At 44.2% G+C, this 16,663-nt stretch carries 15 protein-coding genes and 2 other annotated features; of the genes, 14 read left to right on the top strand and 1 reads right to left on the bottom strand.

The annotated features are described in order from the left end of the window. Positions 1–3: 3 nt before the first annotated feature. The 6 genes from AEQ18_RS03625 (at position 4) to AEQ18_RS03600 (ending at position 7,354) form a co-directional block, all read left to right on the top strand. The gene (locus tag AEQ18_RS03625; protein WP_082348591.1) at positions 4–462 is read left to right on the top strand and encodes a heme-binding protein; all 459 of its coding nucleotides are present in this window, start codon (positions 4–6) and stop codon (positions 460–462) included. Beyond that, positions 459–1,436, top strand: coding sequence for a Gfo/Idh/MocA family protein (locus AEQ18_RS03620; RefSeq protein WP_054115002.1), 978 nt, complete (start codon positions 459–461; stop codon positions 1,434–1,436). Before AEQ18_RS03625 ends, AEQ18_RS03620 begins: the two co-directional genes overlap by 4 nt. A gap of 13 nt (positions 1,437–1,449) precedes the next feature. Beyond that, the gene (locus AEQ18_RS03615; protein WP_054115001.1) at positions 1,450–2,883 is read left to right on the top strand and encodes a 6-phospho-beta-glucosidase; all 1,434 of its coding nucleotides are present in this window, start codon (positions 1,450–1,452) and stop codon (positions 2,881–2,883) included. A 24-nt stretch (positions 2,884–2,907) separates the two neighbouring features. Beyond that, positions 2,908–3,954, top strand: a complete 1,047-nt coding sequence (locus tag AEQ18_RS03610; protein WP_054115000.1) for an NAD-dependent epimerase/dehydratase family protein — start codon at positions 2,908–2,910, stop codon at positions 3,952–3,954. Between the two features lie 159 nt (positions 3,955–4,113). Next, positions 4,114–5,439: a dihydrolipoyl dehydrogenase family protein gene (locus tag AEQ18_RS03605; protein ID WP_054114999.1), complete on the top strand. Its 1,326-nt coding sequence runs from the start codon at positions 4,114–4,116 to the stop codon at positions 5,437–5,439. A 370-nt stretch (positions 5,440–5,809) separates the two neighbouring features. Further along, positions 5,810–7,354, top strand: coding sequence for an AbgT family transporter (locus AEQ18_RS03600; RefSeq protein ID WP_054114998.1), 1,545 nt, complete (start codon positions 5,810–5,812; stop codon positions 7,352–7,354). A 441-nt stretch (positions 7,355–7,795) separates the two neighbouring features. On the opposite strand, the gene AEQ18_RS03595 is transcribed toward AEQ18_RS03600, so the two are convergent. After that, complete coding sequence (locus tag AEQ18_RS03595; RefSeq protein ID WP_054114997.1) at positions 7,796–8,155, bottom strand: hypothetical protein; 360 nt, start codon at positions 8,153–8,155, stop codon at positions 7,796–7,798. Positions 8,156–8,328: 173 nt separating this feature from the next. Between AEQ18_RS03595 and AEQ18_RS03590 the strand changes: the two genes are divergently transcribed. The 8 genes from AEQ18_RS03590 to trpA all read left to right on the top strand — a co-directional run bounded on the left by AEQ18_RS03590 (position 8,329) and on the right by trpA (position 16,644). Continuing rightward, positions 8,329–9,591, top strand: a complete 1,263-nt coding sequence (locus AEQ18_RS03590; protein ID WP_054114996.1) for a glycosyltransferase — start codon at positions 8,329–8,331, stop codon at positions 9,589–9,591. A 50-nt stretch (positions 9,592–9,641) separates the two neighbouring features. After that, positions 9,642–9,854, top strand: a binding site (T-box leader). 49 nt (positions 9,855–9,903) lie between these two features. Continuing rightward, positions 9,904–10,175, top strand: a binding site (T-box leader). A gap of 62 nt (positions 10,176–10,237) precedes the next feature. Further along, positions 10,238–11,626 (top strand): anthranilate synthase component I, encoded by a 1,389-nt coding sequence (gene trpE / locus AEQ18_RS03580; RefSeq protein ID WP_054114994.1) that lies wholly within the window; start codon positions 10,238–10,240, stop codon positions 11,624–11,626. Next, positions 11,623–12,210 carry an anthranilate synthase component II gene (locus AEQ18_RS03575; protein ID WP_054114993.1) on the top strand — a complete coding sequence of 196 codons (588 nt, stop codon included), beginning with the start codon at positions 11,623–11,625 and terminating at the stop codon, positions 12,208–12,210. The genes trpE and AEQ18_RS03575 overlap by 4 nt, the downstream gene beginning before the upstream one ends. Positions 12,211–12,213: 3 nt before the next feature. Next, a complete protein-coding gene (gene trpD / locus AEQ18_RS03570) occupies positions 12,214–13,263 on the top strand; it encodes an anthranilate phosphoribosyltransferase (RefSeq protein ID WP_082348589.1) in 1,050 nt (349 codons plus the stop codon). A gap of 23 nt (positions 13,264–13,286) precedes the next feature. Continuing rightward, positions 13,287–14,045: an indole-3-glycerol phosphate synthase TrpC gene (trpC, locus tag AEQ18_RS03565; protein WP_054114992.1), complete on the top strand. Its 759-nt coding sequence runs from the start codon at positions 13,287–13,289 to the stop codon at positions 14,043–14,045. Further along, a complete protein-coding gene (locus tag AEQ18_RS03560; protein ID WP_054114991.1) occupies positions 14,042–14,704 on the top strand; it encodes a phosphoribosylanthranilate isomerase in 663 nt (220 codons plus the stop codon). The genes trpC and AEQ18_RS03560 overlap by 4 nt, the downstream gene beginning before the upstream one ends. Beyond that, positions 14,685–15,878, top strand: a complete 1,194-nt coding sequence (trpB, locus tag AEQ18_RS03555) for a tryptophan synthase subunit beta (protein WP_054114990.1) — start codon at positions 14,685–14,687, stop codon at positions 15,876–15,878. Before AEQ18_RS03560 ends, trpB begins: the two co-directional genes overlap by 20 nt. A 1-nt stretch (position 15,879) precedes the next feature. Beyond that, on the top strand, positions 15,880–16,644 hold the full coding sequence (trpA, locus tag AEQ18_RS03550; RefSeq protein ID WP_054114989.1) for a tryptophan synthase subunit alpha: 765 nt from the start codon (positions 15,880–15,882) through the stop codon (positions 16,642–16,644). Positions 16,645–16,663: the final 19 nt, after the last annotated feature.

The following is a 16,663-nucleotide window of genomic DNA, read 5'->3' as shown; positions in this document are numbered from 1 at the left end:
TTGATGGATTTTAATGAACTACTGGAACAAGAAAGCCGCTTGCATTTCACGTATTTTGACAATGATTTGGCGTTGCGGATCGCTTCTGAAATCAATGATTATGTCACAAAAACTTATCCAAAACCAGTAGGCATAAAAATCTCACATCGTGGATTACCCGTTCTTAGATTTTTGATGAATGGGCGTGAAGAAAGTCCTTGGTTGGAAAGAAAAGAAACAACTGTATTAGACAGTGGTCACAGTTCGCTTTATACCTTTTATCAAAAAGCGCAAAACCCGCTTTTTGCGCAATGGGAACAGGATAGCCGTTATGCCGTTTGCGGCGGCGGCTTTCCGATTGTCGAAAATGGGGAAGTGACGGGTACGATCTGTGTGTCCGGTTTGGATCACATCGAAGATCATTTGATCATTGTCCATGTCTTAACGAAACTATTAACAAAACAACTGGGGGAAGTAATATGAAATTAGCTATATTTGGTGCAGGCATGATCGTTCATGATTTTATGACTTTTGTGCATGAACTGCCAGAAATCGAACTAACCGCTATCTTAGGCACAGAATTAGATTTGCCTGGGATGGCCTCTTTGCAGGAAGCACATGGCATCAAGAAAATCTACACGGATTTAACGGAATGTTTGGCTGATGACGAAATCGATACAGTCTATATCGCACTACCGAATCATTTGCATTATACTTTCGCAAAAGCCGCTTTGCTGCAAGGCAAACACGTGATATGCGAAAAACCGTTTACCTTGAAAAAAAGCGAGTTGCTGGAACTCGCTGCCATTGCCAAAGAAAAACAGGTGATTTTGATCGAAGCAATCACCAATCAATATCTAGCCAACTATAAAGCCATTCAAGAACAGCTGACCTCTTTAGGTGCGTTGAAACTGATTGAGTGCAACTACTCGCAATATTCTTCTCGCTACGATTTGTTCAAAGAAGGAACAGTACTGCCAGCCTTTAATCCGAAAATGGGGGGTGGGGCATTGATGGATATCAATATTTATAACATCCACTTTGTGATTGGCCTGTTAGGTGCACCCAAAGAAGTTCGTTACTTTGCGAATATTGAACGTGGGATCGATACATCAGGTGTGCTAATATTAGACTATGAAGAAACCAAAGTCGTCTGTATCGGTGCCAAAGACTCGACGGCAACGATTCGCTCGACGATTCAAGGGACAAAAGGGTCAATTATCGTGAATGGCCCAACCAATGTGTTGGACAGTTATGCGTATGAGGCCTTGAAAACACCTGCAGTTATATTGGACCATAAAGTCAATCAACATCGGATGTATGAGGAATTCAAAAAATTCCAACAAGTGATTGCAGAAAATGATCAAGCCTTTGCGGAAGATCGCATGGCACATAGTCAGCGGGTGATGGATGTCGTTGAGGCAGCACTCGCAGACGCGCAGATTACTTTAGGATAGGAGCGACAAAAAAATGGTACAAGAAAATTTCCTCTGGGGCGGCGCGTTGGCCGCCCATCAGTTTGAAGGTGGTTGGAACGCCGATGGCAAAGGCCCCAGTGTGATCGATGTGATGACTGCAGGTGCCCATGGTGTGCCGCGGAAAAACACGGAAACGATCGAACCAGATACGTTTTATCCCAATCATGAAGCCATTGATTTTTACCATCACTATAAAGAAGATATCGCGTTATTTGCTGAGATGGGGTTGAAATGTTTGCGGACTTCCATTGCTTGGAGCCGTATTTTTCCAAATGGTGATGAAGAAGAGCCAAATGAAGCTGGATTGGCTTTTTATGACAAGGTTTTTGATGAATTATTCGCGCATGGAATCGAACCAGTCATTACATTGTCCCACTTTGAAATGCCCCTGCATTTGGCACAAGCCTATGGCGGGTTTCGCAATCGCAAAGTCATTGATTTTTTTGCTCGTTTTGCAGAAACGGTCTTTACGCGTTTCAAAGACAAAGTCACTTATTGGATGACCTTCAATGAAATCAACAATCAAATGGATACCGACAATCCTTTGTTTCTATGGACCAATTCTGGTGTCAAAGTCGCTGAAGGAGAAAATCCGCGGGAAGTGATGTTTCAAGTTGCCCATCATGAATTGGTTGCCAGTGCGAAAGCTGTCATCATCGGTAAAAAGATCAACCCTGACTTTCAGATTGGCTGTATGATCTCTCATGTACCGATTTATCCATTTTCATGTGATCCAGCAGATATCATGGCTGCACATGAAGCGATGCATCAACGATTTTTCTTCTCTGATGTACATGTCCGCGGCACATACCCTAGTTATGCGTTAAAGGAATTTGCCCGTGAAGGCTATGACATTCAAATGGATCCAACAGATGCCGCTGTTTTGCGTCAGGGGACAGTGGACTATGTTGGTTTTAGTTATTATATGTCTACAGTGGTGAAACATGGTGTCAGCAATCAAGCTTCTGATAATGTCAACGGCGGCTTAGCGAATTCAGTTGAGAATCCTTATATTCAAGCTAGTGATTGGGGATGGTCCATCGATCCTACTGGTTTGCGCTATACATTAAACCATTTATACGAACGCTATCAACTGCCGTTATTCATCGTAGAAAATGGCTTTGGGGCCATTGATCAACCGCAAGCAGATGGGACGATCCATGATCAAGAACGAATCAACTATCTGCGGGCCCACATCGAAGCATTGCAAAAAGCTGTGGACTATGATGGCGTTGATTTAATAGGGTATACGCCTTGGGGGATCATTGACCTTGTATCATTCACAACAGGCGAGATGAAAAAACGCTACGGTATGATTTATGTAGACCGTGATAATGCCGGACACGGTACGATGGCCCGCAGCAAAAAAGATTCTTTCGACTGGTACCAGCGGGTCATCGCCACAAATGGCGAATCATTAGACTAAATTCGTAGAAGGTAGAGGTGCATCATGAAAAAAGTATTGATCATTGGCGGAACGGGTACGATTTCATTGCCAATTACCAAAAAATTAGCTGAAAATCCAGACAACCAAGTCTATGTCTTGAATCGCGGCAACAAAAATGACGTGCTGCCGGAATCGATCCATATGCTTCGAGGTGATATCACAAATACAGACGCAATGGCGCAGCTTCTTGCAGACCGCTCCTTCGATTGTGTGATCAACTTTATTATATGGAACGCCAAAGATGCAGAAGACAATATCGCCTTATTCACCGGAAGAACAAAGCAATTTGTCTTTATCAGCACCGTTGCTGTCTTAAATCATGAAGCCACCTGTTTGATCAATGAAGCCACACCGATCGGCAATCGGTATTCTCCCTATGGACAAAATAAAGCTGCTGCAGAGGCACGTTTTTTGGCGGCTCATGACACAGAGGGCTTTCCAGTGACGATCATTCGGCCAACGCAAACCTATTCGAAAGATCGGATCCCACTCAGTATCAAAGGCAAAAATTGCTGGGGTGTCGTTCAGCGCATGATCGAGGGCAAAGAAGTTATTATTCATGGTGAAGGGCAGTCAATGTGGGCAAGTACCCATGCGGAGGATTTTGCGGAAGGATTTGTTCCCATCGTGGAACAGCAAGCCTTCATTGGCGAGATTTGCCAAATCATGAATCCTGCAAGTCATACATGGGATATGCTGTATCAAACATTGGCCGATTTATTAGGTGTTGCGTATCGGCCGGTGTATATACCCACGGATCTCTTGCGTCATGCCGCAGATTACGATTTTGACCAATCGATTCAAGGGGACAAACGTTGGGCCAATCTCTTCGATATCAGCCGATTGAAGACGGTCGTTCCTGATTTTTCTCCACAGGTTTCCTTAGAAGAGGGATTGAAGCGTTATTTGGCTTACATGACAGATCATCCAGAATTAAAACAATCTGATGCACATTTTGATCAATGGTGCGATCAAGTAATTACCGAATATCGCGGTATTCAGAAAGATTTTCTGACAAAATTGACATTGATTGAAGAAAAACTAAGCTAACACCAGAAGACGTCATGTATGTGGCGTCTTTTTTTGTATGTCCTCTCTCAGCGCAGAAGTGAATAGGCGAGGTGTCAGCGAATCCTTTCTTGTCTGAACGTATATTCGATATACTGAGAATAGCGAATGATTTGATCAACAATCAAAAGGAGTGGTGAAATGAAAACATATGATGTCGTAGTTATCGGGGCAGGACCGGCTGGATTGGCTGTTGCGTACCCATTACGAGCAGAGGGAAAGAAAGTCGCCATCATTGAACATGATTTGTGGGGTGGTACGTGTCCAAATCGAGGCTGTGATCCGAAGAAATTGCTGATGCGGGGCGTTGAAGTCATAAAAGCGGCAGAAGCGATGGCTGATTCCGGGGTCTCTGGTCAATTAACGCTCGATTGGCCGCAACTGCTCGCGTTCAAAAAAACCTACACAGACGGCGTGCCAAAAAGCACCAAAGAAGGGCTGGATCAAGAGGCAATCGCTACGTATTACGGACAAGCATCCTTTGTTGATGCCCACACAGTTGCCATCGATCAAGTACAAATCCGTGGCGAAAATATTGTTTTGGCTACTGGGCAACGACCAGCTGTTTTGGCTATACCGGGAAAAAACTTTATCCGCTCTAGTACGGATTTTTTAGCACTGGAAGAGATGCCTGAAGAGATTGTTTTTATCGGGGGTGGCTATATTACCTTTGAACTGGCCGTCATCGCGCAGGCTGCAGGTGCCAAAGTCCATATTCTTCATCATAACGAGCAGCCTTTAAAAGGATTCGATCCAGACTTGGTACAAGACTTGATGGGCTATCTTGCAGGACAAGGGATGATGTTTCATTTAAATACTGCCCCTAAAGAAATAAAAAAAGAAGGCAATCACTTTGTAGTTGAAACGGATCATGGCAGCGTTAGTGGTGCGTTGGTGATTGGTGCCACTGGCCGCATACCGAATCTTGAATCTCTAGCACTAAAAAACACAGCGATTGCCTATGATCCTCATGGTCTCTTGGTTGATGATCATTTGCGGACAAAAGAGTCCCATATCTATGCAATCGGCGATGTCTTGTCTAAAAAACAGCCCAAGTTGACCCCTGTCGCTAGTTTTGAAGCGGCATATGTCGCAGCTTCCTTGTTGGGGAGTCAGGAAGCAATTGACTATCCAGTGATCCCGACGGTAGTATTTGGTCACTTAAAATTGGCCCGAATTGGCGTCAGCGAGGCCGTATTGCAAGAAAACAGCGAGGCTTACCATAGTGAAGTCATCGATCTGTCCACGTGGTATACCTACCGCAGAATCAATGATTCGCAAGCAAAAATAAAATTGGTTTATGACAAAGAGGACAACCTTGCCGCAGTGACGATTCTAGCAACGATCGCTGATGAAGTGATCAACGATTTTGTTTATCATTTAGGGTTGAACATCAGCTCAAGTCAATTAAAGAAAATCATTTTCGCGTATCCGACCCCATCAAGTGATCTGACTTCTCTGATTTAGAAAGGGAACAAATGGTTATAGCTCGAGGATCAACCAATCCAGATTTTTGGATTGGTTTTTTTATACGTGAGATGCAAAAAAATTTAAGCTTTCTTGGCGTAATAAATAGAAAAAAAGTCCATACTAGTTTCCGCTAGTACAGACCCAATTATTATGTCATGTTTAAACTAGCACAAGAACCTTAAATCAAACTTAAATAACGATAGTTTTAAAACTTTCGTTATTTAAAGATTCTTTTAAAGTTAATAAATCGTTATATAAATACTCTTAAAAACGGTTGTTAAAGATAATTATATACACTTTTATGTTATACTATTCTCGAAAAGGATGTTTTTATAAATCTGAAACAATTTGTGAAGGAAGTGACAATATGCAAGAAGAAAATAAAGTCAAAAGGATGGATCGACTACTCGATACGGTTGAACGGTTTGGCAATAAAGTCCCGCATCCGGCAATCATTTTCCTTATATTGATCGCAGGTGTGATTGGCTTATCTGCTGTTTTTCAATTGACAGGTGCTTCGGCAGTTCTGGAATCGATCGATCCAGATACCCATCAAGTGACGGAATCGGTTGTTGCGGTGGAGAGTCTTTTAGGAGTTGACGGTATTCGATTTATGTTAACTTCCGTCGTGCAAAACTTAATGAGTTTTCAAGCACTAGGGGTTACCTTGGTGGCGATGATTGGGGTAGGATTTGCGGAAGAAATCGGGTTGATTGCATCTTTGATCCATAAACTGGTGAAAGTCGTGCCCAATCGATTATTGACAGCCATCTTAGTCTTTCTAGGTGTATTGTCAAGTATCGCTTCTGACGCAGGTTATTTGGTTTTGATTCCTTTGGGTGCAGCAGTTTTCTACAAAGTCGGACGACATCCGATTGCCGGCTTATCCGCTGCTTTCGCAGGTGTTGCTGCAGGATTTGGTGTGAATATTTTGATTACGCCGATCGATGGCATGTTGACAGAGATTGCGAATGATGCGGTACAGATCGTTGATCCTACTTACCATATCGATTTAATGGCCAATATTTATTTTTCGATTGCTTCAACGATTCTAGTGGTAATCGTCTGTACACTGATTAACGAGAAATTGATCGAACCTCGATTAGGGTCATACGATCGAAGTCAATTTGACGGCAATTTAGAGGAACAACCTGATGATCGTCGCGGATTACGCTATGCGCTTTATGGCTTTATAGCGGTCGTTGTGTTGATCATGGCGATCACGCTGCCTTCTGGTGCGCCTTTACGTCATGCTGAAACCAATCAGATCATCGGTTCAACCCCGTTCATGGATAGTTTGATTGCTATCATTATGTTGCTTTTTTTGATCCCGTCGATCTGCTACGGTCTAGGGGTAGGGAAAATCAAGTCGAGTTTGGATGTTGTCAATCCCATCGTGAAAGTCTTCAGCAATCTAAGCGGTATGATCTTTCTTTTGTTGATCATTGCTCAGTTTATTGCTTACTTCAACTTTACAAATATGGGAACTGTCTTAGCGATCAATGCTGCGTCAGTCATTGAAAGCATGCAGCTCGGTGGCTTGCCCTTATTGCTTAGTTTTATTTTCTTGATTTTGCTTTTAGATTTTATTCTGGTAGGCGCTGTACCGAAATTTGCCATCTTAACACCTATATTCATCCCATTGTTGTATCAATTGGGTGTTGCACCAGAGGCTGTGCTGGCCGCGTATCGTGTCGCTGATTCCCCAGTCAATATCATTACACCTCTGATGCCTTACTTTGCCTTGATCGTCACGTTTGCTGCAAGGTACCAGAAAAAGACAGGAGTCGGAACAATCGTAGCTTTGATGCTGCCGCATACAATTGTCTTAACGATTGCTTGGATCATCTTATTCATCATCTTCTATGTATTCAATATTCCATTGGGACCTGGAGCAGGTATGTATTTATAAACGCAAAAAGGAGAACGCTGCGGTTGCGTTCTCCTTTTCGTTCATTTATACACAAGTTTTCGTATCTTAGCGCTTTTTACTTAAAAATCGAATAGCCATAATCAGCAAAACCGCTGATAAAAATAACCCAATCAAATAGTAAACCAACACACGGTAAGGTTCATAGTGACGATAAGTAAAAATCTTGAACATGAAGTAGGCCATTGGTACTGCCGAAAGAAATGTCGGAAAGATTTTTTTGCGCCATCGGATATAAAATGAGCCGATTACAATAAAAACAAAGGCTGGTATCCAAAAGATAAGATGTCCAATAAGTTCGATCTTTCACACCTCCAGTGATATAAAACTAAGCATACGCTTTATTTTTAAAATCAAAGGGTGAAAAAAAGGAAAATCTGATGAATTTGTTATGAAAACAACTAGAGAAAAAGGCTCGATCGTTTAATTAAATAAATAAGTGCTAGCAAGCAGCTCCCAAAGGATACCACCGAAAAAAGCACCAATAAAGTAAAGCATCAGTGTTTGTGGCACAAAAGGGACTTGACTCCAAACAAAAGCAAATAGAAAGCCAACGATAAACATATAACTTGAATACATCATCATGCGGGTCATCTTCTTGAAAGAATCCGGCATCCAAAAGGTCAATGCGAGAAAGACGATTAAGTTGATCAACCTTAATCCATCAAGCGTTGTAAAGGTGCCTTGGAAAAACATTTTGAGGCCATCGACCAAATAGAATAATAGGAATAGAGAGATAAACGTAGAAAAAAAATTGCGTTGGATCCGTTTTTTATGCGCCATGATCGAACTCCTTCTCTTTTTCTCTCTATTATACCAAATAATTAGCCTTTCAGTATTTAAAAATCCCCATACGTCATTTAGCCAACAATCGTCAAATAGAAAGGTTTTCTTAAAGACTTTGAAAACTTTATAATGTTGATAACATAGTAAGAAGTAAAGAAAGGAGCAAAGAGATGAAAACCATTGTTTTTGCGCCAGCTGTTTTCAATTTAGCTGAAACCACAAGAATGCTCGAAGTAGCCAAACAATTGCAGTACACGTATCATTGTCAGTTCATCGGTTTTTCACGAACCTTTGCCTATTTGATCAAAGCAGCTGGTTTTAGTTATGACCTGCTGAGGCCAACCCTAACTGTGGAACAAGAAAAACAAATCATGGCACTGGATCAAGGGAAGTCTTTAAAAAATCCTTTTACACAACAAATGGTTGCTCAGCGAGTAAAAAGCGAACTCGCCTGTCTGGCAGCCTATCAACCCGAGCTGGTCATCACAGGGTCAAATGTGACAATTTTCTTATCTGCAAGAATCAAACAGATCCCCCTAATCTATATCAAGCCTTATGCGGGAAGCAGCGCATTTTGGTCGGATCCAAATGTGCCTTTGCCTTTATTTATGCGCTATTTTGGCCCATTGAAGACATCCCTATGGGCATTGATCCGTCATCTAATCGTCAACAGTACTTGGAAACCTGCAGCCTTTAAAAAGACTGCAGCAGTCTATGGTCTTCAATTGCCCCACAGGAGTCTAGCACTAATGGATGGTGATCTTAACCTAATCACAACGCCAGCGCTTTTTATCTCATCAAAAGAGTTGCCAGCCCAGGATCACATTGTAGGTCCAATCTTTGCTGAAATTGACGGGTCACTACCCAAAGAGGTGACCAAGTTTATCGCTCGTCAAAAAAAGAGGGGGAAAAAAATCATGTATTTGGCGATGGGAAGTTCCGGTGATCCTCAACTACTGCAAAAAATCATCCACTATTTCGCAGACAAAAAAGAGATTGCCATCATCGCACCGATTAAAAAACTCATGAGACAAACAACCGAACCTCCTTCGAATCTCCTCATTTGCGATTATCTGCCTACCAATCTTTTAAAAGACTTGATCGATTTTTCCTTGATCCATGGCGGGGAAGGAACCATTCAGACGGCTTGTGCGTCAGGGAAACCCTTTATCGCCATTGGCATGCAATACGAGCAGCGGTGCCATATCGTTGCCTGTGTCAAATATGGGCATGCAGTAGAATTGACGAAGCCTGTAACCAATAAGAAATTAGATCGGGCATTACAGGCAATGGATGCGGATACGTATAGCAGAGCAGCTGAGTTGCAACAATCTTTCGAGGTCAATGGCGCAGCCAATGCTGCAGCGATGATCCAAGACGTCATCACAAGCACTGAATGGGCACAAGCAACAGATTCTTTTCGAAAAAAATAATTTTTCTATTGACAGACTATTCAGAATCAAGTAACATTGCTAGCAATAAGAGCAAGGCAAGACAAAAGAGAAGTATGTAAGTGCGGTTTTTCAGAGAGCTGGTGGCGGTGAGAATCAGTAAATTAATCTTTCAGAAATGGACTTTTGTGTCGAATGATTGAATGCAGTAGGTTATTCCGGGTACTCCCGTTACAGGGTGAAATCGTTGTTTGACGATGAAGAGATGAAATTTGAGGTGGCACCGTGAGCGATTCGCCCTCATGCAGACAGTTTGTTTGCATGAGGGCTTTTTTTATATCAATAATTGAATAGTCATTATCATACTAAGAGAAGTACCTGTTGATTCTTTTGTTACAGAAAGCCAGTCCTGATGAGAATCTGGCACAAAAGAGATAGGGAAATGGCCTTAGCCGATCATGTTTTGAAACCAGAGTAGGAACATGCGGGGATGCCCGTTAACGCAGAAGGTCGTTGTTAGACGACTGATAGAGATGAAACAATACTTTATAGAACTGTATCCAAGTAAAGCTTCCAGTAAAGCATTGTTTCAAATTGAGGTGGTACCGCGATCATTCGCCCTCAAGCAAGTTTTTTTCCGCTTGCTTGAGGGCTTTTTTTTATTTTCAATCAGAAAGGATGGACAACTATGTATTTGACTAAAAAAATCACTAGCGATTGCTTGACACCCGTATCGGTGTTCTTGCGGATACAAGATCGGTATACCTGCTTATTGGAAAGTATCCCACGAGAAGAAGATACCGGTCGATACTCGATCATCGCCTTTGATCCGGTAGCAAAATTAACTTATCAAGAAGAGGTGTTTACAACAGTCGATTTATTGACGCAGACAACAGTTGAAACACCTTGTACTGATCCGCTAAAAGAAATGGAACAGCATGTGCTGCGCCCGTTGCCGCCCATTCCGGGTCTTCCGATACAAAGTGGTGCCATCGGTTATGCCGGCTATGATATCGCGGCATGCTACGAAGATATCGGCCATATGCCACAAGACGAATTAAAGATTCCTGATTTGGCTTTTTTGCTCTTCGAAAGCTTTATCGTGATTGATCATCAACAAGAGACGTTAACGATCATCGTGGAGAACTGTTACAGCCAACGCAGCGAGGCTGAAATGTCCGCCGTCTTTGAGAAGACCCAAGCATGCGTACAGCGCCCTCATCCTTTAGAAAATCGACCGCCGGCTGAGGAAACACTGCACTTCACAAGTAATATGACCCAGAAACAATATGAAACGATCGTGAACCAAGCCAAAGAGCTGATACGTGCCGGTGATTTATTCCAAGTGGTTCCCTCTCAACGGCTTAAGACTAAATTTAACCAACCGCCTTTTGATTATTACCGCAAATTGCGGCGCACCAATCCTTCAGCCTATCTCTATTATTTAGATCTTGGAGATGGATTCAACGTGATCGGCAGCTCACCAGAAAGCCTGATTCGCGTCAAAGGTGACGAAATCATTACGAATCCGATCGCTGGAACCAGAAAACGCGGTCAGACGAAACAAGAAGATGAGGCATTGGCTGAAGAACTATTGGCGGATGAAAAAGAACGCGCTGAACATTTGATGTTGATTGATCTTGGCAGGAATGACTTAGGCAAAATCGCGGAAATCGGCACGGTCAAAGTGCCTTTATATATGGTCGTGGAAAAATACCGCTATGTGATGCATATTGTTTCTGTTGTGACTGCCCGCCGCCGTAAGCAAGTCACCGCCATGGATGCATTACGCTCAACCTTACCCGCAGGTACCGTCAGCGGCGCCCCAAAAATCAGGGCAATGACGCGAATCTATCAGTGGGAGCCAGTACGTAGAGGTGTATATGCAGGCGCCGTTGGCTATTTTTCCAGAAATGACCAAGCTGATTTTGCCATTGGGATTCGCACATTGGTGGTCAAAGATGGCTATGGTTATGTGCAAGCCGGTGCAGGCGTCGTTTATGATTCAGAACCAACCTCAGAATATCAAGAAACGCTGCATAAAGCGAAAGCCCTATTGGAGGTGGCAGCAAGATGATCCTTTTGATCGATAATTATGATTCTTTTACATTTAATTTAGTCCAGCTATTTCCCAAAGGTACAATTCAAGTCATGCGCAATGATGATCCAAGATTGTTCGATGCTGCGGAAACATCTTCAGGGATCGTGCTATCCCCAGGACCTGGTCGACCAGAGGAGGCTGGCCAAATGATGGAGATACTGGCAGCCTTCAAAATGAGCAAACCGATTTTAGGAATTTGTCTTGGTCACCAAGCCATCGGTTTGGCTTATGGTGCTGCGGTCATAGGGGCTGCACAAGTGATGCACGGCAAGCAATCAGTCGTATCCTATCAAAAGACGGGGATCTTGAAAGGTTTTTCTGGAGAGATGACAGTGATGCGCTATCACTCACTGATGATCGATCCAGCTACGATGCCCTCGGAATTCGAGGTGTTGGCTGTAGTTGATGATACGATCATGGCCATCCAGCATCGCGAAAAACCGATCATCGGCCTGCAATTCCATCCGGAATCATTAGGGACGCCCCAAGGTGCCTATTTTATCGATGCATTTCTTGAGCAAACCAAACGCAACCAACAAAACCAACCATTGGAGGGATAAACCATGCCAACAAATCATATCGAAGAGGGCAGGATTCGACTGAATGAGATCCAGCAACAGTTATTTGCCGGTCAAGACTTAACACATCAACAAATGCGTTGTTTTGCGCAAGGGGTGCTCACTGGCACCTATACAGAAAGTCAATTAGGTGCTGCGTTGATAGCACTGAAAAACAAAGGCATTACAGCAGAAGAACTGACCGCACTGGCCCAAATCATGCGGGAACACGCGATAGCGATTCCTTATCAAGGGGAGGCCATGGACAATTGCGGGACTGGCGGAGACCACGCCAATAGTTTCAACATTTCGACGACTACCGCTTTTGTTTTGGCGGCAGGGGGGATCACGATGGCCAAGCATGGCAATCGCAGTGTGTCTAGTCGTTCTGGTAGTGCAGATGTTTTAGCCAGCTTAGGTGTCAATATCATGTCGGCGCCGGAACAGATTGCGGATATGTTGTCTTCTATTGGGATTGCCTTCTTATTTGCGCCATCTTTACATCCAGGCATGAAAGCTGTGATGAAAGTCAGGCAAGAGTTAGCTACACCGACGATTTTTAATTTATTGGGTCCACTGATCAATCCAGTCCCACTTACAACCCAATTAATGGGCACCTATGCTGGCGAAACCCTTGCAGATACGGCCCAAAGTTTAGCTGCGCTAGGGCGCAAGCGAGGGATGGTCATTCACGGTCATCAAGGGATGGATGAAGCCAATTTAGCCGGACCTGTCCAAATCAGCAGCTTTCATGACAACAAGGTTGAACATCTCGTTCTTGACCCAAATGAGTACGGCTTTGCGCCCACACCGATTGCAGCGATCGTTGGCGGAGATGCCACCCGTAACGCAGCAATCTTGACCGATGTGTTACAGGCTAAGCCTTCCGTATACTTAGAAACGGTTGTGTTAAATGCCGGATTGGGTTTCTATGCCCACGGCTCCGTCAAAACATTTTCAGAAGGATTTGCCTTGGCTAGAGCATGCATTGCTTCTGGCGCTGCCTACGACAAATTACAAGCTTTGATCACAGCATCTACTAAAAATATTGCCTAATAAACCAGCAAAGGAGCGCTAAAATGGATTTTTTAACACGTATTTTAACCACGAAAGCCGAAGAAATAGCCAATATGCCTGAGGAACCGCTACTGGATACAAAAAATCGTCCATCCTTGTATCAAACGATACAACAATCCCCAGCGCATATGCATCTGATCGGTGAGGTCAAACGCGCATCTCCATCCAAAGGTGTGATCAATCAGACTGTTGATTGTGTTGCGCAAGCCATCGCCTATCAACAGGCAGGTGTCAGCGGGATTTCTGTCCTGACCGACGAACAATACTTCAATGGATCGATTGAAGATTTGCGCAAAGTCAGTCAAGTTGTGGACATCCCTTTATTGTGCAAAGATTTTATCATCAGCAAAAAACAATTGCTGCGGGCAAAAAATGCAGGGGCAAGTATCGTTTTACTGATCGTTGCGGCGCTATCTGATCACCAACTTGCCAATTTGCATTCAGATGCCTATGCGCTAGGACTGGAAGTACTGGTTGAAGTCCATGATCAGCAAGAGCTGCAACGGGCACTAGCGATAGGTGCCAAGATCATCGGTATCAATAACCGTGATCTGCGGACATTCAATGTGTCCATCGACGTAAGTGTCGCCATGGCACCGAAACAAGCCGATACGATTTTTATTAGTGAATCTGGGTTTCGAACAGACCGTGATGTGGCTCAGGTGGCACGGGATTATCAAGGGATATTGGTGGGGGAAACCCTGATGCGCAGCACGGATATCGCAGCGACCGTCAAAGAACTGCAGGTACCTCGCCCATGACGAAAGTGAAGATTTGCGGATTGACCCAATCCGTTCATGTTGCCGCCTCGGTTGCTGCCGGTGCTGACTATCTGGGTTTTGTATTCGCCAAAAGCCGGCGTTCGATCACCCCGGAAGCCGTGCAAGCAATCACTCAGCATGTTCCGCAACATATCGCAAAGGTCGGTGTTTTTGTCCAGCCGACTTTTAGCGAAATAAAACAGGTGGCGAAGATCGCTGGCTTAACGCATATTCAACTGCATGGCCGATTGACAGATTCTGTCCAACAAGCACTTGCTGTCGGTGCTTTTCAGCAGTTACACCTGTCAGTCATCCAGTCTTTCAATGGAGAAGCAGCCACCTTGCAAAGGGAATTGACCCAGTCGCCAGCCGATTTTGTGTTATTGGATGCGCCTGCTGAAGAAACTGTCTACGCTGGAGGGAATGGGCAGACTTTCGACTGGGATACATCTGCTAAGGCAATCACCGTCAGCAAACCCCTATTTATTGCAGGTGGCTTGCATCAAGACAATGTCCAGCAAGCCATCAGCTGTTTTCATCCGTATGCTGTCGATATCTCTAGCGGGGTCGAGACCAATGGACAAAAAGATACCGCTAAAATCACCGCATTTATCAAAAAAGTGAAGGAGTTGTCAATCAATGAAACAACCAACAAATAAAGGCTTTTTCGGACCCTTTGGCGGTCAATTCGTACCAGAGACCTTGATGTTCGCCCTACAGCAATTAGAAGCAACCTATCGCGAGGCGCAAGCGGATCCTGTCTTCCAAGCAACTTTGGCAGCATATCTGAAAGAATATGTCGGGCGGGAAACACCGTTATACTTTGCTGAAAATCTGACAAAAGAACTAGGGGGAGCCAAAATTTATCTCAAGAGAGAAGATTTGAACCACACCGGGGCGCATAAAATCAACAATGCGCTAGGACAGGTTTTATTGGCCAAGCGGATGGGGAAGCAGAAAGTAGTCGCAGAAACGGGTGCTGGTCAACATGGCGTCGCTACAGCCACAGCTGCGGCACTCTTCGGCATGGAATGTACGATTTTCATGGGGGCTGTCGATGTCAAACGGCAAGCGTTGAATGTGTTTCGGATGGAGTTATTGGGCGCGAAGGTCATTTCGGTCACATCAGGGAACCATACGTTGAAAGATGCTGTCAACGAGGCCTTGCGGTATTGGGTTGCGGCAGTTGAGGATACACATTATGTCATGGGCTCTGTGTTGGGTCCTCATCCTTTCCCAGAAATCGTCCGTGATTTTCAAAGTGTGATTGGCAAGGAAACGCGGCAACAGATTTTGGCTAAAGAAGGCCGCTTGCCTGACTTGGTGATGGCTTGTGTCGGCGGCGGCAGCAATGCGATGGGGATGTTTTATCCATTTGTCAGTGATTTGTCTGTTCAATTAGTCGGTGTTGAAGCAGCTGGCCTAGGGATTCAGACCGCTGAACATGCAGCGACGTTGACCAAAGGCAGTATAGGGATTCTCCATGGTGCCAGGATGCACTTACTCCAAGATGATGATGGCCAAGTCATTGAGCCCTATTCGATTTCAGCTGGATTAGACTATCCAGGGGTCGGTCCTGAGCATTCCTACTTAAAAGAAATCGAAAGAGCAACCTATCAAGCGATCGATGATCAAGAAGCTGTCGCAGCTTTTTATCGCTTGTCACTTACGGAAGGCATCATTCCGGCACTAGAAAGTGCTCATGCCATCGCGCAAGCCCTTAAAACAGCCCCTCAGATGCGAAAAGAGCAGTTATTAGTCATTTGTTTGTCTGGTAGAGGCGACAAGGATGTGCAACAAATCAAAGAACGTGAAGAAAGGCAGGGGATTTAAGATGGCACGATCATCATTTACCACATATATGTCTCAGCAAGCTGTAGAAAAACCGCTTTTTGTTCCTTATATTATGGCTGGTGCCAATGGATTGTCGCGACTGCAAGCAGAGATCGACTTATTGGTTTCGTACGGTGCGACAGCCATTGAAATCGGTATTCCTTTTTCTGATCCAGTCGCTGATGGACCGATCATCCAGCAAGCTGGTATTCAAGCACGGGCACATGGCACAACGTTCAAAAAGATCATTCAAAGTCTGCAGCAGTTAGAAACGGAGGTTCCTTTGATCTTGATGGGGTATGCCAATTCATTTTTTCATTATGGTTTCCCAACTTTGCTTACGGATCTTGAAGGAACCGCAGTCAAAGCATTGATCATTCCTGATCTGCCTTTTGAGCATCGTGATTTAGTCGCGCCATTATTGGCGTCAACCGATATCGCTTTGATCACCTTGATTTCTCTTACCAGTCCCATCGCAAGGATCAAAGAATTGACTGAAGAAGCTGAAGGGTTTATTTATGCCGTTACAGTGAACGGCGTGACCGGAAAAGATGCCCAGTTTTCAAATGGTTTGGATGCACATTTACAAGCAGTTTCCCAAATCAGCCCGATTCCAGTATTGGCAGGATTTGGCATCCGTTCTAAGGCTGATGTCGACCGCTTTAGTCGTATCTGCGGCGGCGTAGTGGTCGGTTCTGCCATCGTGGCCGCTTTGAATCAGTCTTTGTCTGAAGCCGAAAATGTTCTCAACAAATTACGCACATAAAAAAAAGCGATCACTTAAG

It is taken from the genome of Enterococcus sp. RIT-PI-f (assembly GCF_001297065.1).
In the GTDB taxonomy this organism is placed as follows: Bacteria; Bacillota; Bacilli; order Lactobacillales; family Enterococcaceae; genus Enterococcus_D.
This window is presented reverse-complemented; position numbering and strand designations above follow the sequence as displayed.

What these genes read in the sequence shown, in the direction of transcription:
- AEQ18_RS03625 (WP_082348591.1), top strand. Translation starts at nt 4, where the DNA reads ATGGATTTTAATGAACTACTGGAACAAGAAAGCCGCTTGCATTTCACG.
- AEQ18_RS03620 (WP_054115002.1), top strand. Translation starts at nt 459, where the DNA reads ATGAAATTAGCTATATTTGGTGCAGGCATGATCGTTCATGATTTTATG.
- AEQ18_RS03615 (WP_054115001.1), top strand. Translation starts at nt 1,450, where the DNA reads ATGGTACAAGAAAATTTCCTCTGGGGCGGCGCGTTGGCCGCCCATCAG.
- AEQ18_RS03610 (WP_054115000.1), top strand. Translation starts at nt 2,908, where the DNA reads ATGAAAAAAGTATTGATCATTGGCGGAACGGGTACGATTTCATTGCCA.
- AEQ18_RS03605 (WP_054114999.1), top strand. Translation starts at nt 4,114, where the DNA reads ATGAAAACATATGATGTCGTAGTTATCGGGGCAGGACCGGCTGGATTG.
- AEQ18_RS03600 (WP_054114998.1), top strand. Translation starts at nt 5,810, where the DNA reads ATGCAAGAAGAAAATAAAGTCAAAAGGATGGATCGACTACTCGATACG.
- AEQ18_RS03595 (WP_054114997.1), bottom strand. Translation starts at nt 8,155, where the DNA reads ATGGCGCATAAAAAACGGATCCAACGCAATTTTTTTTCTACGTTTATC.
- AEQ18_RS03590 (WP_054114996.1), top strand. Translation starts at nt 8,329, where the DNA reads ATGAAAACCATTGTTTTTGCGCCAGCTGTTTTCAATTTAGCTGAAACC.
- trpE (WP_054114994.1), top strand. Translation starts at nt 10,238, where the DNA reads ATGTATTTGACTAAAAAAATCACTAGCGATTGCTTGACACCCGTATCG.
- AEQ18_RS03575 (WP_054114993.1), top strand. Translation starts at nt 11,623, where the DNA reads ATGATCCTTTTGATCGATAATTATGATTCTTTTACATTTAATTTAGTC.
- trpD (WP_082348589.1), top strand. Translation starts at nt 12,214, where the DNA reads ATGCCAACAAATCATATCGAAGAGGGCAGGATTCGACTGAATGAGATC.
- trpC (WP_054114992.1), top strand. Translation starts at nt 13,287, where the DNA reads ATGGATTTTTTAACACGTATTTTAACCACGAAAGCCGAAGAAATAGCC.
- AEQ18_RS03560 (WP_054114991.1), top strand. Translation starts at nt 14,042, where the DNA reads ATGACGAAAGTGAAGATTTGCGGATTGACCCAATCCGTTCATGTTGCC.
- trpB (WP_054114990.1), top strand. Translation starts at nt 14,685, where the DNA reads ATGAAACAACCAACAAATAAAGGCTTTTTCGGACCCTTTGGCGGTCAA.
- trpA (WP_054114989.1), top strand. Translation starts at nt 15,880, where the DNA reads ATGGCACGATCATCATTTACCACATATATGTCTCAGCAAGCTGTAGAA.